Genomic DNA, 19,391 nt, shown 5'->3' on the forward strand with positions numbered 1-19,391 from the left:
ATGGAGCAGCGCATCCTGATCTACGCGCCTGCCGGCCAGGATGCCGCCCTGGCCGGCACCGTCTTGGCGGGCAGCGCCATCGCCAGCCATGCCTGCCGCTCCGCCGACGAGCTGGCCGAGCAGCTGGCGTTGGGCGCCGGCGGCGTGCTGACGGTGGACGAGGCGCTGCATGCGGGCGTGTATGCCGTGCTCGACGCGTATGCCCGGCAGCAGCCGGACTGGTCCGACTTGCCCATCATCCTGCTGACGCACGCGGGGCTCGATTCCCTGCCCTTGCGGCAAGCCATTGCCACCCTGGGCAACCTGACCCTGCTGGAACGCCCCGTGCACATCTTGACCCTGATCACGTCGGCGCACGCCATGCTGCGCGCGCGCCAGCGCCAGTACCAGGTGCGCGAGACGCAGCGGCGCAAGGATGAATTCCTTGCCAGCCTCGGGCATGAACTGCGCAACCCGCTGGCGCCCATCAAGTCCTCCGTGGCCCTGCTCAAGCACCTGTTCCCTGCATCGGAACAGGTCGGCAAAGTGAGCGACGTGATCGAACGCCAGGTGACGCACCTGACGCGGCTGGTGGATGACTTGCTCGACGTGGCGCGCATCACCAGCGGCAAGGTAGTGCTCCAACGCAAGGACATTGCGCTACAACAAGTCCTCAGCCATGTAATCGAGCTGTGCCAGCCGGCCGCCAGCAGCCGCAACATCAGCATCGCGCTGGACTTGCCGCCGCACACGGTGATGCTGCACGCCGACTATGCGCGCCTGGTGCAGATCTTTGCGAATATCGTCTCGAACGCCGTCAAATTCACGCCAAGCGGCGGGCACATCCACATTACGGCCCGGCTGGCCGACGGTCAGCTGCAGGTGGCCGTGGAAGACAATGGCATCGGCATCGAGCCGGACGCCATCGCGCGCATCTTTTCCATGTTCGAACAGGGACGCACGGTGGCGGGCGAAATGACCAGCGGCCTGGGCATCGGCCTGAGCCTGGCGCGCCAGTTTGCTGAAATGCATGATGGCAAGATCGAAGCGCATAGCGCCGGACCCGGGCAAGGCAGCCGCTTCGTCGTCACCCTGCCCGCCAGCATGCCCGCAGGGCCGGCCGCCACGCCGGCCAGCGATGTGCCGGCCGGGTCGGCCCAGGCCGTGCAAGTGCTGGTGGTGGACGACAACCACGATGCGGCAGATTCACTGCAGACGCTGCTCCAGCTGGAAGGCCACGCCGTGCGGGTCGCCTACGACGGCGCACAGGCGCTGGCCGCCGTCGATGCCCTGTGGCCGCAACTGATCGTGATGGACCTGGGCATGCCGGGCATGGACGGCTACGAAACGGCGCGCCAGATCCGCCTGAAAGCACGGGGGCGCGACGTGCTGATGCTCGCGTTGACGGGCTGGGGCGATGCAGGAGGGCGCACGGCGCAAGCGGGGTTCGACCATCACCTGACCAAACCCGTCGATTTCGACGCTATCGCCGCCCTGCTGCTGCAGCACCTGGCGCAGCGGGCGGCGGCCACTACGCAGGCGGAGTGACTGATTTCCCTACTTCCACTTGCCGCGCAATTCCTGCACCTTTTGCTGCAGCAATTCCGGCGTGGCGGCCTCTGGCGCCACAGGCATGCCCACGGCCAGCGACAGACGCGAGCGCAAGCCCGCCTTGAAGGCGCGCTCGAACAAATGGCCATTGCGATGACTCAACAGATGGCCCCACAAGCCGCGCAGCGCCAGCGGAATCACGGGCACCTTGCTGCGCTCGAGGATTTTGGCGATGCCGCCCTTGAATTCGCTGATCTGGCCCGTGCGCGTCAGTTTGCCTTCAGGGAAGATGCAGACGAGTTCGCCTTGATGCAGCGCTTGCGCGATATCGATGAAGGCCTTTTCCATCAGGAAAGGGTCTTCCTTGGCCGGCGCGATGGGAATCGCCTTGGCCGTGCGGAAGATCCAGCCCATCAGCGGCATCTTGAAGATGCGGTGGTCCATGACGAAGCGGATCGGGCGCGGGCTGGCCGCCATGATGACGATGGCGTCCACATAGCTGACGTGATTGCACACCAGCACCGCCGCCCCTTCCGCGGGGATGCGCTCGCCATCGACGACTTTCACGCGGTGCACGGTCTGGATCAAAATCCACGCCAGGAAGCGCATGAGGAATTCCGGCACCAGCGAGAAGATGTAGGCGGCCACCAGCGCGTTCAGAATCGCCGTGACGAGGAACAGCTGCGGTATGGTAAAGCCCTGGCCCAGCAGCACGATGGCGACGCCGGCCGCCGCCACCATGAACAGGGCATTCAGGATATTCATGCCGGCGATCGTGCGCGAAATGTGTTTCGGGTCGCAGCGCGTCTGGATCAGGGCAAACAGGGGCACGATGAAGAAGCCGCCGAATACGCCGATCATGACGATGTCGAGCAGAATGCGCGGCACGCCCGCCTGGCCCACAAACGCCAGCGCGTCGACCACCTGCGTGTTGACATACGCATTGCTGGCGAAATACAGGTCGATGCCGAACAGCGACAAGCCGATGGAGCCGAACGGCACCAGGCCGATCTCGATCTTGTGGCCGGACAGCCGCTCGCATAGCAAGGAACCCGTGCCGATGCCGACGGAAAACACGGTCAGCAGCAGCACGAAGACGCTGTGGTCGCCATGCAGGAAATCCTTCGAATACACGGGAAATTGCGCCAGGATCAGGGCGCCGTAAAACCAGAACCAGGAATTGCCCAGCATGGCCAGGAAAACGGGACGGTTCTTGCGCGAAAAATTCAGGTTGCGGAACGATTCGGCGACAAAGTTCAGGCTCACCTTCAAGTCCGGCTCGGGGGCGGGCGTGCGCGGCACGCGGTAGCTGGCGATCAGGCCAAACACGGCCACGGCAATCGTCGCGCCGGCCACCAGTTCCACGCCCAGCGGCTTGTGCACGATCAAGACGGCGCCGAGGATTTCGCCCAATAAAATGCCGACAAAGGTACCCATCTCGATCAGGCCATTGCCGCCGACCAATTCCTCGGGTTTCAGCTGCTGCGGCAGATACGCATACTTGACGGGGCCGAACAGGGTCGAATGCACGCCCATGCCCACCACGGCGGCGACCAGCAGCCACAGGGTATGCGTCATCCAGCCGGTGGCGGCCACGGCCATGATGGCCAGCTCCATCCATTTGACGAAACGCGCCAGGCCCGCCTTTTCGAACTTGTCGGCCAGCTGGCCCGCCGTGGCCGAAAACACGACGTAGGGCAGGATGAACAGGCCGGGGATCAGGTTGGTGATGGTGGACGGGTCGAGCGTGGTCCAGCTCAGCGCGTCATAGGCGAGAATCACCATCAGCGCTGTCTTGAACAGATTGTCGTTGAAGGCGCCAAAGAACTGGGTCCAGAAGAACGGCCCGAAACGGCGCTGCGACAATAAGGAAAACTGGCTGCTTTGACTCATGGCATGGGGAACTGGCAATTAAGGAATTGCTAAAATACAGCACTATCCTGCGCACGACAATCTGAATGTCGTCATCTTGCTTGGCGTCAATACGGAAAACAGCCTGCCGCGTCATGCTCGCCTTGCCGCTGCACGCACTGCCTGGCTCTTACTCTGACACAACAGAAATCGCTTGTTTCTTAATAATAAGGTAATGTGCGCATACCGCTGGCGCCCCTGCCTGCCCCTCCCGGAAAGCTGCCTCCATGTTTGGATTGATATCGCTGATCATATTTGGCTTGCTGATCACCGCCTTTGTGCAGGTGCTGCAGTACCGCAGGAAAGTGGCGGATCTGGAATTGCTGACGGCGCGCTTGCGCAAGGAAGTCGACGGCATCGGGCAGCGCCTGCGAGCGCTGGAAGGCCAGGCCGAAGCGCCTGCGGCCACGCCCGTCATGCCCATCGCACCCGCCGTGCCCGCCAGCGTGGCGCCAGTGGCAGTGCCGACGCCTTTGCCGACACCCGCCCCCGTGCCGCAAGCGGCCACGATCAAGCTGGCCGAGCTGGCGAAGGTCGCGCCGGCTGCGGTCCCCGCTCCTGCCGCACCCGTGCCACCGAAACCAGCGCCACCGCCCCCCTCCAGGCCCGCCCCTGCCGTCCCCAACACCCCGTCCTGGATCGCCCACCCGGATGGCCTCGTTGCCAAGGCGAAGAACTGGTTATTTACCGGCAACCTGGTTGCCAAGCTGGGCTTGCTGATCCTCTTCCTCGGCGTCAGCTTCCTGCTCAAATACGTGTCGGCGCAAGTCACGCTGCCCATCGAGCTGCGCCTGGCCGGCATCGCGCTGGCCGACATCGCGCTGCTGGCCTGGGCCTGGCGCATCCGCCTCAGCCGTCCCGGCATCAGCTTGCCGCTGCAGGGCACGGCGCTGGCGATATTGATGCTGGTGACGTTTGGCGCCTTCCGCCTGTATGAACTGATCCCGGCTGGCCTGGCATTTGCCGTGCTGTTCGTGCTGACGGCGTTCACGTGTTTGCTGGCCGTGCTGCAAAACGCCGTCTGGCTGGCTGTCTTCGGCATCGTCGGCGGTTTTGCCGTGCCCTTGCTCGTATCGACGGGCAGCGGCAACCATATCGGCCTGTTCAGCTATTACGCGCTGCTCAATGCGGGCGTCTTCGCCATCGCCCTGAAACGCGCCTGGCGCGTCCTGAATGTGCTGAGCTTTGGCTTCACCTTCGTCGTCGCCACCACCTGGGGCCTGCTGCGCTACACCCCGGACAACTACCTGTCGACGCAGCTGTTTTTGATCCTGTTCGTGCTGTTCTATATCGGCATCGCGATCGCCTACTGCGCGCGCCAGGCGCCGCGCCTCAAGCATTACGTGGATGGCACCCTCGTGTTCGGCACGCCGCTGGCGGCCATGGGCCTGCAATACGGGCTGGTGCGGCACTTTGAATTTGGCCTGGCATTTTCCGCGCTGCTTGCCGGCTTGACCTACACGGGACTGGCCGTGGCGCTCTGGCGCCGCGTTGGCTTCCGCCTGCTGGCCGAAGCCTTCCTGGCGCTGGGCATCGTCTTCGGCACCCTGGCCATCCCGTTCGCCCTCGACGGCCGCTGGACGTCGGCCGCCTGGGCGCTGGAAGGCGCGGGCATCGTCTGGGTCGGCTTGCGCCAGCGCCAGACGCTGGCCTGGGCCTTCGGATTGCTGGTGCAGGGGGCCGCCTGGCTTGCCTTCCTCGGCGCCATGCAGGAACTCAATATGGCAACTGCCCTGCAGGCCAACCTCTGGCTCGGCTGCGCGCTGCTGGCCGCCGCCGCGCTGGTGATGGCCTACAATTTCCGCCGCCATGCCAGCCACCTGTATCCGGAGTTCATGCGCAGCCTGTCCGTGCTGTTCCTGACGGCCGCCACGGCCTGGCTGCTGGGCGGCCTCTGGAGCGAAATCCTGCTGCGCACGGATACCACCACGCAACTTAACCTGCTGACCATCAGCGCCCTGGGCGTGGCCGCCCTGCTGGCGGCGCTGGCGCGGCGCGAACAATGGCATGCGCCGCGCGCCCTGCTGCTGGCCGTGCAGGTGCTGGCCGGCATGGTCATGCTCAGCCGCGCCAGCTGGGTCTGGGATCAGCATCCGGCCAGCCTGTTCCACGGTTCCTTCCTCAGCGCCCTGCTGCTGGGCGCCGCCGCCTTTGCCAGCGCCCGTTTCCTGGCGCTGCGCGCGCGCGGCGGCGACGAACTGCTGGCCCTGGTCGCACGGCCCCTGCTGGTCTGGAGCGGCTTGCTGTGGTTTGCCGCCATCCTCGTGCCGCTCGTCAGCTGGCTGCTGCGCCTGATCGACGGCGACTTGGAGCTGCAAGCGCATGCGGGCGAGCACTGGCTGGCGCTGTACCTGATCGCCGTGTGCGTCACGACGCCCGCGTTCGCCATCATGGCGCGGCGCCTCGAATGGCCGCAACTGCGCTGGTTCACTGTGGCCGCCTGGCTCGGCCTGGGCCTGTGGAGCGCCAACCTGCTGCTGGCGCTGTACCTGCGCGATTACCTGCCGACGGGTTTGAGCTGGCTGGCGCTGGCCTGTGCCCTGGCCGCCGGCGAATACCTGCTGCGGGCCTGGCCGCAAGCGGGCTGGCAACTCGACGGGCGGGCGCAGCGTCTGCTGCATACGCTGCGCACGGCCGCGCCCTGGCTGATGCTGTGGCCCGTGGGCGCCATGCACGTCGGCACCTGGCTGGCACAGCATGAAGACAGCGTCAGCCCCGCCTGGGCCCGCTACTTGCCTGCCTGGGCCATGATGCTGGTACTGGCCTGGCTGATCCGCCGCTGCCGCGCGGGCGCCTGGCCGGTGGCGCCGGTTGCCGCGTGGTACCAGCGCACCCTGATACCGCTGGGCGCGCTGTGGTCGCTGCTGCTGATCGCCGCGTGGAACGTCTTTGACGACGGCGCCATGGCACCGCTGCCGTACTTGCCGGTACTCAATCCACTGGACCTGAGCACGGGCTTTGCCGTGCTGCTGGCCATTGCCAGCTACCGTTTATTCCCGGCCGGCCAGATCCCGCTGCCCGCCTTGTGGCAGGCGCGCTTGCCCGTTGTGGCCGCGTGCTTGCTGTATGGCTGGTTCAACCTGATGCTGCTGCGCACGGTCTCGCACTATCTGGGCGTGCCGTACACCTTTGACGCCATGCTGGCCTCGCAGTTCGTGCAAGCCATGCTGTCGCTGGTGTGGAGCGTCACGGCCCTGCTGCTGATGCGCCACGCGGCCCGCCAGCAGCGGCGCCAGCAATGGAGCATGGGTGCCGTGCTGCTGGGGCTGGTTGTCGTGAAGCTGTTCCTGATCGACCTGTCGAACGTGGGCGGCATCGAACGCATCATCTCCTTTGTCGGTGTCGGCTTGCTGATGGTCTTGATCGGCTACCTGGCGCCCTTCCCCAAGGCTGCCGCGCCAGCGCCAGCCGAACCTCAGCAAGGAGCCGCATGAAAGCCTCATTGATCTGCTGCGGCCTGCTGGTGGCAGGCGCCGCGCTGGCCGCGCCTGGCCAGGACCGGCCACAGGACTATGCCTGGAGCATGCCGGTGACCGTGCCGGCCGGCGCCGGCATCGTGCAGCTAACATTGCCCAGGGACGTCTACCTGCACGCCAGCTCGGCCAGCCTGGCCGACCTGCGCCTGTTCGACGCCGACGGCAAGCGCCTGGCCTACGCCATCGGCGCGCCACCCGCGCAATCGGCCACGCAACAGACAGCCATTCCAGCCCGCATTTTCCCCGTGACGGGCGCGCCGGCAACTGGCGATGGCATGCAAGGCATCGACATCCGCACGGCCGACGATGGCCGCCTGCTGTCGGTCAGCACGCGCGCCGGCACCGCAGCGACCACGGCGGCGCTGCAAGCGCTGATACTCGACCTGGGCAAGCAGACGCAAGACAAGCGCATCGCCGCTTTGCGCTTCACGCCACCGGCCCGCACGGACAATTACAGTGCGCAAGTGCTGCTGGAAGTAAGCGATGACCTGAAGCAATGGGACGCCATCGGCACCACCACCCTGAATTGGCTCAGCAACAGCGACACGCAGACCCTGGCCAACGACAGCATCGCCTTCGCGCCGCGCGCCTTCCGCTATGCGCGCCTGAGCTGGCAAGCGGGCGAACCGCTGGCCTTTGCGGCGATTACGGCGCAAGCCGTCAGCGAAACGGACATCGCCCCACCGCGTGCCTCCATCGTGCTGCAAGGCTTGCCCGGCAAGCAGGCGAATGAATGGCGCTACGCCACGCCCCTCGCCATTCCCGCCGACAGCATTGCCCTGCAATTGACGCACAACAATGTGGTACTGCCCGCGACTCTGGGCGTGTATCGCCAGAACAGCTATGTTCCCCGGCACCGGCTGCACCTGCGCCAGCAGGAACGTCCCGCGCAAGGTGCCTATTTCGATCCCCTGCTGCGTACGACGTTTTACCGCATCGGCCTCGATGGCAAGGAGCGCATCTCGGGCGACCTGGCCATGCCCGTGACGCAGACGGGTGAATGGGTGCTGCAGACGACCACAGAACACCCGTTCTCCGCCAGCGATGCGCCGGCCTTGCGCCTGGGCTGGACACCGGCCACCGTGATCTTCCTGGCCAGCGGCAAGCCGCCCTATCAGTTGGCGTTCGGCAACAGCAGCGCCGCCGCCGTGGCGCAACCGCTGTCGCAGGTGGCGCCCGGCTTCAGAGCGGACGAATTGCTGGCGCTCAAGACGGCCAGCGCCGGCGCACTCAAACCCAACGGGGGCGTGGCGGCGCCCGCACGCGTCACCAAGGATGGGGCAACGTGGCGCCTGGCCGCGCTGTGGGCCGCACTGCTGCTGGGCGTGGCCGTGCTGGGCTTTTTTGCCTGGCGCTTGCTGTCGCAGATCAAGGACGAGCAGCCGCCCGCGCAGTAAGCTGCTACTGACGCAGCAGCGCCTTGAACGTCTGCGGCATCCACGGCCGCGCCGCCAGCATGAAGCTGATGGCCAGGCGCTCATCGCCGGGCAGGCGCGCGTCTTCCTGGTGCTGCTGCGAAAACTCCACCGCCACTTGCTTCAGGCGCTCCAGCAAGGCCGCCGTGGATTTTTTCGACAGCATCACGTTCACCAGACGCAGCAATTCTGTTTCGCCATCGAATTGCGCATTGAGATAATCGCCATACGCTTCTTTTTTGAAATAGGTATGAATCGGACCATTCGGTATCCACGCAAACGTGCGCGCCACCAGCAGTTTGACCCGGTTATTCGGCAGCAGTTCCAGGAAGCCGATCTTGTCGAGGCGCAGCAAATATTTGACGGCTTGCGCCTCGCTGATGTCGTAAGTGGCAACGATCTGTTCCAGCGGCAACAGGTTCAGGGCGGACACGGCCACCACGAACAAGCGGGTGTCGTCGATGATTTCCTTTTCCTGCGCATACGTCAGCCCCGTGATCAGGGTGGGCGCGGCCTGCGCCGTCTGCACGGCCAGTGCCAGCTGCTGGAAATCGCTGCCGATGGCGACCAGTATCTGGTCCAGGCGCTGCAGGGTAAACTGCTTCTGCGAAAACATCCGCTTGACGCTGGCTTCGGACACGCCGATGCGCTGGGCCAGCTCGGCATACGTGACGGAACGCGCTTTCAACAGGCGTTTCAAGGCTTCGATCAAGGCGTGGGTTTGCGGCATGCACTTCCTTTATAAAAATTGCATCGGTTCCAGCGGCAAGAAAGTAGCGCAATACGCTACCTGCGGTATGCCTGCCCGCTACGAGTAGCGTTTCCATTGACCAATTGCCCACAGTCTACAATGATGGCGTTGCCACTTGGCACACTTGAAGGAGAAACACATGAAACGCCTGCTGCCCCTCTGCCTGTCCCTGTCGCTGTTGACGCTCTCCGTGGCCGCTCCCGGCCTGGTCCATGCCGCCGCCTCGGAGAACCTGTCGAAAGGCTCGCAAAACCTCAGCCAGGGCTCCGCCATCGTCGTCGCCGGTTCCATGTCGATGCTGGTCGCTTCCGGCCAGGTGGTCGTCGCCAGCGTGGAAACGGTGGGCGAAGGCATCGTCATCGTGCTGAAAGGCGCGTCCGAAGCGGGCGGCGCTTCCATCCAGATGAGCACGCAAGCGGCCAAGGGCCTGTCGCTGGCGGCCGGCACCATGGTCAACGTGGTGGCGCTGTCCACCGGCCACATGCTGGTTCTTTCCGGCAAGGCCATCGCCTTTATCCCGAACGAACTGGGCAAGGCCCTGCTGCACCACTCCAAAGTGTAAATCACCGATGAAAAGCCACTCTCCCATGCAACATCTGCTCGCCACCGCCGTGCTGTGCGCCGCCACGCTGCATGTCCAGGCTGCCAACTCCGACACCACCAACGCCTCCGACAACGCCAGCATGGCCTCGGCCATCGTGCTGGTCGGCTCCATGTCGGCGCTGGCCGCCGCCGGTGAAGTCGTCATCGACAAGGTGGAAGACGTGGCCGACGGCAGCGTCCTCGTGCTGAAAAGCGCGGCCAGGGGCGCGTCCACCGCCGCCACGGCCTCCGTCAAGCTGAGCCAGAAGGCCACGCAAGGGCTGTCGCTGGCAGCCGGCACGGTGGTCAAGGTGGTGGCCGTCTCGACGGGCCACATGCTGCTGCTGTCGGGCAAGGCCATCGCCTATGTGCCGAACGCGGCCGGCAATGCCATCCTCCACCATTCGAAAGCGTGAACCCCATGAAACGCCTGACCGTGATGATCATCAGCCTGGCCCTGGCCGGCGCCGCCCATGCGGGGCGCTCGTGCGAGGAAAAACCAACGGACGCGAGCACCCTCGTCAAATCGATGGAGCTGGCGCAAAAGACCCTGCAGGCGCTCGATGCCTCCGGCGCGCAAGTGGCGCTGGTGGCGCGCGCGGGCCAGGACCTGTCGAAGTACAATTTGCGCTATTCACACATGGCGCTGGCCTGGCGCGACCACCCGAAAGGGCGCTGGCTGGTGGTGCATGAACTCAATGAGTGCGGTACGGCGGAGTCGTCGCTGTACAACGAAGGCTTGGGCAATTTCTTCATGGACGACGTGTTCATGTATGAAACCCTGATCCTGATTCCCGGCCAGGATACGCAGCAGCAACTGGCGCGCCTGCTGACCAGCAACACGCCCAAGCGCCTGCATGAGCCGCACTACAATATGCTGGCCTACCCGTTCTCCACCAAGTACCAGAACTCGAACCAATGGGTGCTGGAAACCCTGGCCGCGGCCAGCAACGAGCCTGGCAAGATCGAGACGCGCGCCGAAGCGCAAGGCTGGCTGCGCAGCGCCAGCTACGCGCCGCAAACGCTGAGCATCCCCGCCGCCACGCGCCTGGGCGCGCGCATGTTCCGCGCGAATATCGCTTTTGACGATCACCCGTTCGAGCGCCGCATGACGCGCCAGATCGACGTCGTCACCGTCGACTCCATCGTGCGCTTCGTGCGCCAGCGCGAACCGAAGGCGCAGGAGATCGTCGTGCGGGGAAATTAGTCTGGCGCCAGGCCGGACAATAGCAAGGCGGGCGCCTGCGCCAGCGGCGCCGCGCTGCACAGCACGATGGACAGCTCCGCATGTGCGATCGTCACACAAACGGCGGCATCCATGCCCAGCTTGTAGCGCGCCTCGGCCTCGCTCCAGCGCTGGTAGAACTGCGCCAGCCGCAGATCCTCCGGCAAGCCTTGCAGCTCGGCGACCACAGCAGCGCCAAACGCCTGGCGCGCCAGCGCCAGCACGTCTCGGACAGAATCGCGCAGCTCAATATCGAGTCCCAGCCGCGTAGTACCGCTCAGCGCGCAGGCGACCCAGTGGCCGCTGTGCGAAATGCTGAAATGTCCACCATCGACGGGCGACAGCAGCAGCGGCGCCTGGCCGGGTCGCTCTTCCAGCGCGATGGATTCCGGCGCCACTGCCAGCATTTCCCCCATCGCCGCGCGCAGCAGAGCACGCCCCAGCAGGAACTGGCGCCGCCGCAGCGGCCGCGCAAAGCGCGCGTAGCGGGCCGTTTCCGCTGGCCCGAGCCACGTTTCATACTGAGTCAGCTGCGCGAGATCAATGCTGCGGGAATCGAGCAGCCAGATGCTGGCGCCGCTACCGGGGAAGGCTGGTGACATGACAAGGTCTGGATAGGCAAAGGCGCAGTCTGCCACAAATGACCAGCATGCATGCAGCAAAAAAATGGCAGCGCGGTTGCCCGTCGCTGCCATTCTCAGCAAGTCTGCAGGCGCTTGCGCACCGCGCCCTTCTTAGTTCGTCATTGCGGCTTCGACCGCTTTACTATCGGCGCCAGTCGGGCCGCCTTCGGCACGTACATAGTTGGCCTTGATGTAAGCGCTGGTCAGGTTGGCGATGCGGGTCAGCATCAGGTTATCGTGCACGCCAAACGTGAATCCGGCCGCCATCGCGTCCGCGCGCTGGAAGAACTCTGGCGTCGCGACCAGGGTGCCGTTGTTGTCGCGGATCATGACGCGCATGCGCACGCCGGAGCTGCCGGCCAATGGTCCCAGGAATACACGCTTGACGCCGCTCTTGAACTGCATCTCTTCGACGATAGGCTCGATGATCAGGACGCGGCCATTGGCCGGGGCGGCATTCCAGCTGGTCAGCGATTCGGCCAGGTCCTTGCGGATATTCTCGTCAATCTTCGTCAGACCAGCCTGGTTACCCTTGTAACCCTGGGCAAACACCGTCGGCTTGACTTCAATGCGGCCAAACGACGAGAAGGCCTCGCTCGGTGCCGGATTGCTTGTTGACGAAGCCTTGACGCGCGTGGCGCAGCCTTGCAGCATGGACATCGCCAGCAATGCGCCAGCCAGGATGACAGTTTTCGATACTTTTTGCATGTTCTCTTTCTCTTTTTATTCGAATGGCTACCCGGCGCCAGCTTTCCTGCAAGCTGGCGCCGGGTAGCGATATGGACGATTTCCCTGCTACTCCGCTGCTTACTTAGCTGCTTTTAACTTCACGAACTCGCCCTTCAAGGCCACACCCGTCATCATCGTGCCTTCATGGCATTCGAATTCCGTGGCGCTGGAAAGTTCGACATTCTTGTAATTGCTGACGATATTGACGACGGCATCGGCGCCCACCGATTGGGCGCGCTTTTGCAGCGCCAGCATGGCCGACAGGAAGGCCCAGTTGCACGAGGTCTCTGCCGACTTGCCGACGCCATTGGTTTTCTGGCTGGTCTTGTCGCTGCTGATGCGCGTGGCAATCGGTGGCGTTGCCTGGTCGCCAAAATAGAATTTGACGGTATCGCCAAGACGGGCCTGGGCATCGTTGGCGGACATCGCATTGGCGATCGGCATCATGTGTTTGGTATCGCCTGCCTGGGCCGGCAAGACAACTGTCAGCGCAGCACTCATTGCCGCCAGGATCATCATTTTTTTCATGCTGTTTTCCTCGATAAGATAGAGATGGTACAAAAAGAAGCGCGTCCGCCGTTTGCGCCAGCACAAGCGGGCGTCACGGCCGGTAACGCCTGAAAATCAGCGACGTATTGATGCCGCCAAAGGCAAAATTGTTCGACATCACGTATTCGCATTCGATGGCCCGGCCTTCGCCGGTGATGTAATCGAGCGGCGCGCATTGCGGGTCGACTTGCCGCAAGTTGATGGTGGGGGCAAACCAGCCTTCGCGCATCATCTCGATGCTAATCCACGCTTCCAGCGCGCCGCAGGCACCCAGGGTGTGGCCCATGTAGCTTTTCAGCGAACTGATAGGGGTGCTGTCACCAAACACCTCGAACGTGGCTTGCGACTCAGCGATATCGCCCTGCTGCGTGCCGGTGCCGTGCGCATTGATGTAGCCGATATCGGACGGCTGCAAGCCCGCGTCGGCCAGCGCCAGCAGCATCGCCTGGCGCATGGTGGCGGCGTTCGGCTGGGTCACGTGGCAGCCATCGCTGTTCGTGCCGAAGCCCACCAGCTCCGCATGGATGGTGGCGCCGCGCGCCTGCGCGTGTTCGAACTCTTCCAGGATCAGGCAACCGGCGCCCTCGCCGATCACCAGGCCATCGCGGCTGGCGTCGAAAGGACGCGGCGTCGTGTGGCCCGCGTCGTTGCGCGTGCTGGTGGCGAACAGGGTGTCGAAGACGGCCGCCTCGGTGGCGCACAGCTCCTCGGCGCCGCCGGCGATCATCGCCAGCTGCTTGCCGCCGGCGATCGCCTCGTAGGCATAGCCGATGCCCTGGCTGCCCGAGGTGCAGGCGCTCGATGTGGTGATGACCCGTCCCGTGACGCCGAAAAACACGCCGATATTCACGGGCGCCGTGTGCGCCATCATCTTGATGTAGGTGGTGGCGTTGATGCCCTTGGTGGTGCGCTCTTCCATCATGCGGCCAAAGTCGCCGATAGCGCTGGGCGTGCCGGCGGACGAACCGAAGGAAATGCCCATCTGCCCGCTCTTGACCACGGGATGTTCCGCCAGGCCCGCGTGTTCCAGCGCCAGTTCGCTGGCGCGCGTGGCCATCAGCGCGATGCGCCCCATGCTGCGCACGGCCTTGCGGTTGTAACGGTCCGTCAGCGCGAACGGCGCGGCCGGCGCGCCCAGCTGCGTGTTCAAGCCTTCGTAATCGGCCCATTCGTCCATGCGCACGATGGCGTTGCGGTATTCGCCCAGGCGCTGGCGGATGGCCGGCCAGTCATTGCCGATCGGGCTGATGCCGGCCATGCCGGTCACGACTACCCGGCGGCTCATGCCATGCCTCCATTCACGGAAATGACCTGGCGCGTGATGTAGCCCGCCTCCTCGCCGACAAGGAAACTCACGGCGGCGGCCACCTCTTCCGGCGTGCCGACTCTGCGCGCGGGGATCATCTTCAGCGCTTCGTCGAGCGGCACCTCGCTGATCATGTCCGTCTCGATCAGGCCCGGCGCCACGCAGTTCACGGTGATGGCGCGCTTGGCCAGTTCCAGCGCCAGCGCCTTGGTCGCGCCGATGATGCCGGCCTTGGCCGCGCTGTAATTGACTTGCCCCCGGTTGCCGATCAGGCCAGAAACGGACGCCATGGTGACGATGCGCCCCGGTTTGCGGCGCTGTACCATCGGCATCACCAGCGGGTTCAGCACATTGTAGAAACCATCGAGGTTGGTCTGCAAGACGATGTCCCAGTCCTCGCCCGACATGGCGGGAAACGCATTGTCGCGCGCCACGCCGGCGTTGCACACGACGCCGTAATAGCAGCCATGTTCGGCGATATCCGCTTCCAGCGCGCTAGCCGCCGCGGCACGGTCGCCGATATCGAACTGCAGCACGCGCGCCGCGCGTCCCAGCGCCTGCACCTGCTGCGCCACCGCGTCGGCTTGGCCGCGCGCGCTGCGGCAATGCAGCACCACGTCAAAACCGTCGCGCGCCAATCGCAAGGCGATGGCCTTGCCGATGCCGCGCGACGACCCCGTCACCAATACACTTTTACTCATGCTGCGCTCCATTCATACTCTCCTGCAGAAATTGCTTTGCATCCTCGGGCTGAAATACCGTGATCGTCGCCTGCGCCAGCACGGCGCCCGCCATCTCGATACGGCACTCGAACGCACCCAGTCCATTCTCGCCTTGCAAGGCCTGCTGCACATGCACCAGCAGCACGCTGCCATCGACAAACAAGGGCGCTTGCGCTTCGTAGCGCCGCGCCCCCAGCAAAAAACCGATCTTCACGGGCGCGCCGGCCAGCCGCGCCAGGTAGCCCGCATGCGCGGCGATCGCCTGCGCCATGTATTCGATGCCGACCCAGCTGCCGACACCGGCCGACGGCGCGTCATAAAACACGCTGCCGGCATGGATGGCCACTTCGGCGCACAGGTTTTCCGCATCGGCCGACAACACCCGGTCGAGCAGCACCATGGCGCCGGAATGGGGCACCAGTTCGCGGATATCCGGAAAACTCATGCTCCCCTCCCGAACAGCAGGGCGGCATTCGAGCCGCCGAAGGCAAATGAATTGCTCAGCGCCCAGTCGAGCGGACGCCCCAGGCGCGCGCCGGGCAAGGCCAGGCGCAGCGGCGGCAGGGATTCATCGGGCACGCCGTCCCACAGGTGCGGCGGCAGCAAGCCCTCGGCGTTATCGTCCTGCATCGCCAGCCAGCACAGCGCGGCCTCGATGGCCGCCGCCGCGCCCAGCGCATGGCCTGTCAGCGGCTTGGTGGAGCTGCTCATCGCCGTGGCGCCGAACAGCTCGGACACCACGCGCGCTTCCATCGCATCGTTTTGCGGCGTGGCCGTGCCGTGCAGGTTCACATAGTCGACTTGCGACGCCGCGATGCCGGCGCGCGCCAGTGCCTGGGCGATGGCCAGCCGCGCGCCGCCGCCTGCGGGATCGGGTGCCGACATATGGTGGCCGTCGGACGACTCGCCCCAGCCGCGCAAGGCCACTGCGGCCGGTTGCGCCGTCATCAGGAACAGGGCCGCGCCCTCGCCGATATTGATGCCGTCGCGGTTCGCGCCGAACGGATTGCAGCGCCGCGCACTGACAGACGCCAGCGCGGAAAAACCGGCCACGGTAAAGCCGCACAGGGTATCGACGCCGCCCGTCAGCACGGCGTCGCACAGGCCCATGCGGATCAGGCGCGCCGCGCTGGCCATCGCCTTGGCGCTCGACGAACAGGCGCTCGAATGCACCAGGGCCGGGCCGTCGATGCCCAGTTCCCCGGCCAGCATCAGCGCCGGCGACGCCATCTCCTGCTGGCCGTAGTGGAAGGCAGCCGGCAAGCCGTCGCCCGCCACATGCTGGCCGATCGCGCCTTCCGTCTCGGCGATGCCCGACGTGCTGGTGCCGATCACCACGGCCACGCGGTCCGCGCCGTAACGGGCGATGGCCTGCTCCACGGCGGGGCGGATCTGCGCCAGCGCCGCCAGCGCCATCCGGTTGTTGCGGCTGCGCGCGGCGATGCCGTGATGCGCCACCGATGGCAAGGCCGCGTCGACCACGCCCAGCGGCAGCATGCGCCCCGGCGTGCAGGTATCGACGGACACCACGCCGCTGTGCGCGGCAAACAGGCGCGCGCGCACTTCTTCGCGGCCGGCGCCCAGCGCGCAGACGATGCCGCAGTCATTCAGGTACACAGTCAAGCCGGTCATTCAGCTTCCTTCCGGGGCGTTCTGTATCGTCAGGCGATAGCGGTAGCGCAGGTTGTCGAGCACCACCTTGCCGCTCCAGCGCGGCATGCCGCTGTAGTCGATCACCGTCACCTCCTCGTCATGCAGGAACAGGGTACGGCGCAAGCCGCTGTCCTCGATGCGCCAGCCGGCCGGCAGGGCTTGCGCGATCGCCTCGCGCGGCCACAGGGTCAGCTGCATGTCTTCCAGCACGTCCTCGGCGCGCACCTGCGCCGGCAGCATCAGGTGGCGCCACGAGGTCATGTCCTTGCCGTCGTAATGCAGCGACAGCACGCGCTGGCCGAACGCCAGTCCCACCAGGTCGAGATGCGACGGCTCCACTTCCAGCGCCGCATCGAGTTCGTCGATGCGGCCCGCCCGTTCGACGACCAGGTGCTGCTGCACGCTGACCGTGGCGCCCAGCGCCTGCGGCGCCAGTTTCAGGCCCAGGCGCGCCGGTGCCGAAGGCGGCACGCTGGCGCAGCCGGCCAGTGCCAGCAGCAGTGCCGGCGCCCATCGTTGACAGTGCAAAAACATCAGATTTCTCCTGCGGCATCGGCCGCGCTACGATGATCGGCTTCGGCAAAGCACGGCGACAGCAGCCATACCAGCGCCGTGCCGATCAGCATGGTCAGGCCGAATGCCTGCAATGCGGCCGTCTTGCTCAGCGCCAGCAAGCCGAAAGACAGAATGGTATTCGCCGCCGACAGGCCCACGGCCAGCCATGGCGTGTCGTTGCGGCGGTCAGGGTGCTCCTGCATGAAGATGCCGTAATCGACGCCCACGCCCAGCAGCAGCATCAGCGCCAGCACGTGGAACAGCTGCAGCGGCATGCCCAGGTAGCCCAGCAAGGCCAGAGCCGCCACGCTGGCCAGCGCCGTGGGCGCCAGCACGCGCCAGGTGCGGCGCCGGTAGCGTGGCAGCAGCAAGCCGAAGACCACCAGGTAGGCGCCCAGCACCACGGCGCCCATGTAGACGCGGTAGCGCCCCAGCACCGAGGAAATTTCACTCACCTTGTCGACCCACTGCACCCCTGGCATACCCTCGCCCGCCTGCGCCAGCAGGGGAATGGCCGCGTACCGCATGCCGCGCAAGGCGACGATGGAGGCATAGCCGCCTTCCACCTTGCCCAGCCACAGATGGCGCCATGGCTCGCTGGCCGGCACCTTCAGGAAGGCATCGATCGACAGCGGCGCACCGGCTTGCGCCAACTGCGCGCGTACCTTGCCGGCCCACTCGGGACCTTCATCGACGGACTGCGCCAGCAAGTCGAGCGCGGCGCCCGGCTGCAGGATGGCCGTGTCGAGCAAAGCCCGGCGCGCCGCCTGCGTCCGCAGCGACGGCACCCAGTTCGACATGGCTTGGACGCCGCTGATGTGCTTTTGCGCGATCAGCGGCAGCAGGCGCTGTTTCAACATTTCCTCGCGCTGCAGCACGGCTTCCGCGCTATCGCCGCGCACCAGGTAGAACTGCACCGGCGTGGGCCCATCGAGCAATTTGCTCAATTTGATCTGGTCGCGTATCAAGTGCGCGGGCGGCGTTTGCAGCAGGCGGATATCGTCGTTGACGCCCAGGCGGCTGATGCCGAAGAGCGCAAACAGGGCAAACAGCACGCCGCCAACCAGGGTGGCGCGGTTGGCCCGCAACAGCGGCCAGCGCGCCCGCGCCGCGCCATACTGTTTGACCAGCGCGCCGCTCTTCAAGGTGCCGCCACCAATCAGCGCGGGGAACCAGCACACCACCGTCAGCCACGCAAACACCAGGCCCAGGGCGGAAAATACGGCCATGTGGCGCAAGCCGGGGAATGGCGTCAGCGCCAGACCCATGTAGCCGATGACGGCGGCCAGCAGGGTCAGGCACAGGCCCGGCAGCAGACGGCGCAGCAAGGTGCGCGAATCGAGCGCCGGGTCGGCGCCCAGGCGGTTGCATAGAAAATAAATGCCGTAATCCTGCGCCACGCCGATCAGGCTGGCGCCAAAGACCAATGTCATCAGGTGTATTTTGCCAAACAGCAGCCAGCACACGGACAGGGAACCGAGGCAGCCGATGCCGATCGACAGCAGGATCAGCGAGATCGGCTTGAATGAGCGGAAGGTGAACCACGTCAGCAGGATGATGCCGGCCAGGGAGCCCAGGCCGATGGTCGACATTTCGCCCGCTGCCTGGCTGCTGGCCGCCGCCGCATGCAGGATCACGCCGGCGCTGATGATTTCCACGCCGGGCACGGCTTGCCGCGCCGCCGCTTCGGCTTGCGCCAGCACGGGCAACACGCTTTCCTGGGCGCCCAGCGAAAAGGCGGGCAGGCTCAAGGTCATCGGCAGCAGCACATACTGGCGCTCGCCGTCGGCGACGAACAAATGGCCGTCGCGCGGACGCACGGGCGTTTCCTGCGCACGCTCCTGCACCCAGCCGCCAAACAGGCCAAACGGATCGTCCTGCCAGGCGCCCAGCTTCGGACCACCAAACGGGCTGTAAAGCTGACTGAGCGCCGAATCGCGCCAGAATTGTGGCGTCTCCTGGCGCAGCTGCGTTTCCTGCGGTGCCGTCAGCAAGGTCAGGCGATGCTGCTGGAACAGCGCCAGCCAGTCGTTCTGCGCCTGCTCGTCGAGCGGCGTGGACTGGAACAGGCCCGCATGGCGCGCCAGCACTGCGCCGTAGGCGTCCGCCGCGCGCTTCGCATCGCTCCATTCGGCGGCGCCGACCAGCACCACCAGACGCTGCTGCGCCGCGTCGACCATGTGTGTAAACGACGCCTGCAGCACCGGATCGCGCTCCTGCACCGGCAGCAAGGCGAGAATGTCGGTTTCGGGCGCGATGCGCTTGCCCAGCCACAGATAGGCGTTATGCGCCAGCAGCAGCGCCACCACCAGCGCCCAGGCGATGGCCAGCAAGCGCCCGGCGTTGCGGCCGCGCTTCGTCAAT

General features: G+C 65.5%; 17 protein-coding genes. 6 read left to right on the forward strand and 11 right to left on the reverse strand.

All coding sequences use genetic code 11. From position 1 onward, the window contains the following. A complete protein-coding gene (locus K0F86_RS07115; RefSeq protein ID WP_219133759.1) occupies window positions 1-1,527 on the forward strand; it encodes an ATP-binding protein in 1,527 nt (508 codons plus the stop codon). A gap of 9 nt (window positions 1,528-1,536) precedes the next feature. Here K0F86_RS07115 and K0F86_RS07120 read toward each other — a convergent pair whose 3' ends face one another. Next, window positions 1,537-3,423 carry an MFS transporter gene (locus K0F86_RS07120; RefSeq protein WP_219133761.1) on the reverse strand — a complete coding sequence of 629 codons (1,887 nt, stop codon included), beginning with the start codon at window positions 3,421-3,423 and terminating at the stop codon, window positions 1,537-1,539. A gap of 245 nt (window positions 3,424-3,668) precedes the next feature. Between K0F86_RS07120 and K0F86_RS07125 the strand changes: the two genes are divergently transcribed. Together K0F86_RS07125 and K0F86_RS07130 are read left to right on the forward strand one after the other, a co-directional pair. After that, a complete protein-coding gene (locus K0F86_RS07125) occupies window positions 3,669-6,875 on the forward strand; it encodes a DUF2339 domain-containing protein (RefSeq protein ID WP_219133763.1) in 3,207 nt (1,068 codons plus the stop codon). After that, on the forward strand, window positions 6,872-8,314 hold the full coding sequence (locus K0F86_RS07130) for a DUF3999 family protein (RefSeq protein WP_219133765.1): 1,443 nt from the start codon (window positions 6,872-6,874) through the stop codon (window positions 8,312-8,314). The genes K0F86_RS07125 and K0F86_RS07130 overlap by 4 nt, the downstream gene beginning before the upstream one ends. Before the next feature lie 4 nt (window positions 8,315-8,318). Here K0F86_RS07130 and K0F86_RS07135 read toward each other — a convergent pair whose 3' ends face one another. Further along, complete coding sequence (locus K0F86_RS07135; protein ID WP_257572023.1) at window positions 8,319-9,062, reverse strand: helix-turn-helix transcriptional regulator; 744 nt, start codon at window positions 9,060-9,062, stop codon at window positions 8,319-8,321. Between the two features lie 160 nt (window positions 9,063-9,222). Here K0F86_RS07135 and K0F86_RS07140 point away from each other — a divergent pair, with 160 nt between their 5' ends. The 3 genes from K0F86_RS07140 to K0F86_RS07150 are packed head-to-tail and all read left to right on the forward strand — an operon-like array spanning window position 9,223 to window position 10,872. Next, a complete protein-coding gene (locus K0F86_RS07140) occupies window positions 9,223-9,645 on the forward strand; it encodes a hypothetical protein (RefSeq protein ID WP_219133767.1) in 423 nt (140 codons plus the stop codon). A 25-nt stretch (window positions 9,646-9,670) separates the two neighbouring features. Further along, a complete protein-coding gene (locus K0F86_RS07145) occupies window positions 9,671-10,081 on the forward strand; it encodes a hypothetical protein (RefSeq protein WP_219133768.1) in 411 nt (136 codons plus the stop codon). Between the two features lie 5 nt (window positions 10,082-10,086). Then, window positions 10,087-10,872: a DUF2145 domain-containing protein gene (locus K0F86_RS07150; RefSeq protein WP_219133769.1), complete on the forward strand. Its 786-nt coding sequence runs from the start codon at window positions 10,087-10,089 to the stop codon at window positions 10,870-10,872. Here the strand turns inward: K0F86_RS07150 and K0F86_RS07155 are convergent. The 9 genes from K0F86_RS07155 to K0F86_RS07195 all read right to left on the reverse strand — a co-directional run bounded on the left by K0F86_RS07155 (window position 10,869) and on the right by K0F86_RS07195 (window position 19,390). After that, complete coding sequence (locus tag K0F86_RS07155) at window positions 10,869-11,492, reverse strand: 4'-phosphopantetheinyl transferase superfamily protein (protein ID WP_219133770.1); 624 nt, start codon at window positions 11,490-11,492, stop codon at window positions 10,869-10,871. The two genes, K0F86_RS07150 and K0F86_RS07155, sit on opposite strands and share 4 nt — an antisense overlap. Before the next feature lie 132 nt (window positions 11,493-11,624). Further along, complete coding sequence (locus tag K0F86_RS07160; protein WP_219133771.1) at window positions 11,625-12,221, reverse strand: hypothetical protein; 597 nt, start codon at window positions 12,219-12,221, stop codon at window positions 11,625-11,627. Between the two features lie 99 nt (window positions 12,222-12,320). Continuing rightward, window positions 12,321-12,770, reverse strand: coding sequence for an excinuclease ATPase subunit (locus K0F86_RS07165; RefSeq protein WP_219133772.1), 450 nt, complete (start codon window positions 12,768-12,770; stop codon window positions 12,321-12,323). A gap of 73 nt (window positions 12,771-12,843) precedes the next feature. After that, on the reverse strand, window positions 12,844-14,076 hold the full coding sequence (locus K0F86_RS07170; protein ID WP_219133773.1) for a beta-ketoacyl-ACP synthase: 1,233 nt from the start codon (window positions 14,074-14,076) through the stop codon (window positions 12,844-12,846). After that, a complete protein-coding gene (fabG, locus tag K0F86_RS07175) occupies window positions 14,073-14,798 on the reverse strand; it encodes a 3-oxoacyl-ACP reductase FabG (RefSeq protein WP_374197270.1) in 726 nt (241 codons plus the stop codon). Before fabG ends, K0F86_RS07170 begins: the two co-directional genes overlap by 4 nt. Continuing rightward, the gene (locus K0F86_RS07180; protein WP_219133775.1) at window positions 14,791-15,264 is read right to left on the reverse strand and encodes a hotdog family protein; all 474 of its coding nucleotides are present in this window, start codon (window positions 15,262-15,264) and stop codon (window positions 14,791-14,793) included. The genes fabG and K0F86_RS07180 overlap by 8 nt, the downstream gene beginning before the upstream one ends. Further along, window positions 15,261-16,451, reverse strand: coding sequence for a beta-ketoacyl-ACP synthase (locus K0F86_RS07185; RefSeq protein ID WP_219133776.1), 1,191 nt, complete (start codon window positions 16,449-16,451; stop codon window positions 15,261-15,263). The genes K0F86_RS07180 and K0F86_RS07185 overlap by 4 nt, the downstream gene beginning before the upstream one ends. Continuing rightward, complete coding sequence (locus K0F86_RS07190; RefSeq protein WP_219133777.1) at window positions 16,452-17,006, reverse strand: DUF3261 domain-containing protein; 555 nt, start codon at window positions 17,004-17,006, stop codon at window positions 16,452-16,454. After that, window positions 17,006-19,390, reverse strand: a complete 2,385-nt coding sequence (locus K0F86_RS07195; protein WP_219133909.1) for an MMPL family transporter — start codon at window positions 19,388-19,390, stop codon at window positions 17,006-17,008. Before K0F86_RS07195 ends, K0F86_RS07190 begins: the two co-directional genes overlap by 1 nt. Between the last annotated feature and the right edge of the window lies 1 nt (window position 19,391).

Origin of the sequence: Janthinobacterium sp. UMAB-60 (assembly GCF_900095235.1) — a bacterium.
GTDB lineage: Bacteria > Pseudomonadota > Gammaproteobacteria > Burkholderiales > Burkholderiaceae_D > Janthinobacterium.

Bases quoted from the DNA above. Each gene is read 5' to 3' on its own strand.
- K0F86_RS07115 (WP_219133759.1), top strand. From the start codon at position 1: ATGGAGCAGCGCATCCTGATCTACGCGCCTGCCGGCCAGGATGCCGCC.
- K0F86_RS07120 (WP_219133761.1), bottom strand. From the start codon at position 3,423: ATGAGTCAAAGCAGCCAGTTTTCCTTATTGTCGCAGCGCCGTTTCGGG.
- K0F86_RS07125 (WP_219133763.1), top strand. From the start codon at position 3,669: ATGTTTGGATTGATATCGCTGATCATATTTGGCTTGCTGATCACCGCC.
- K0F86_RS07130 (WP_219133765.1), top strand. From the start codon at position 6,872: ATGAAAGCCTCATTGATCTGCTGCGGCCTGCTGGTGGCAGGCGCCGCG.
- K0F86_RS07135 (WP_257572023.1), bottom strand. From the start codon at position 9,062: ATGCCGCAAACCCACGCCTTGATCGAAGCCTTGAAACGCCTGTTGAAA.
- K0F86_RS07140 (WP_219133767.1), top strand. From the start codon at position 9,223: ATGAAACGCCTGCTGCCCCTCTGCCTGTCCCTGTCGCTGTTGACGCTC.
- K0F86_RS07145 (WP_219133768.1), top strand. From the start codon at position 9,671: ATGCAACATCTGCTCGCCACCGCCGTGCTGTGCGCCGCCACGCTGCAT.
- K0F86_RS07150 (WP_219133769.1), top strand. From the start codon at position 10,087: ATGAAACGCCTGACCGTGATGATCATCAGCCTGGCCCTGGCCGGCGCC.
- K0F86_RS07155 (WP_219133770.1), bottom strand. From the start codon at position 11,492: ATGTCACCAGCCTTCCCCGGTAGCGGCGCCAGCATCTGGCTGCTCGAT.
- K0F86_RS07160 (WP_219133771.1), bottom strand. From the start codon at position 12,221: ATGCAAAAAGTATCGAAAACTGTCATCCTGGCTGGCGCATTGCTGGCG.
- K0F86_RS07165 (WP_219133772.1), bottom strand. From the start codon at position 12,770: ATGAAAAAAATGATGATCCTGGCGGCAATGAGTGCTGCGCTGACAGTT.
- K0F86_RS07170 (WP_219133773.1), bottom strand. From the start codon at position 14,076: ATGAGCCGCCGGGTAGTCGTGACCGGCATGGCCGGCATCAGCCCGATC.
- fabG (WP_374197270.1), bottom strand. From the start codon at position 14,798: ATGAGTAAAAGTGTATTGGTGACGGGGTCGTCGCGCGGCATCGGCAAG.
- K0F86_RS07180 (WP_219133775.1), bottom strand. From the start codon at position 15,264: ATGAGTTTTCCGGATATCCGCGAACTGGTGCCCCATTCCGGCGCCATG.
- K0F86_RS07185 (WP_219133776.1), bottom strand. From the start codon at position 16,451: ATGACCGGCTTGACTGTGTACCTGAATGACTGCGGCATCGTCTGCGCG.
- K0F86_RS07190 (WP_219133777.1), bottom strand. From the start codon at position 17,006: ATGTTTTTGCACTGTCAACGATGGGCGCCGGCACTGCTGCTGGCACTG.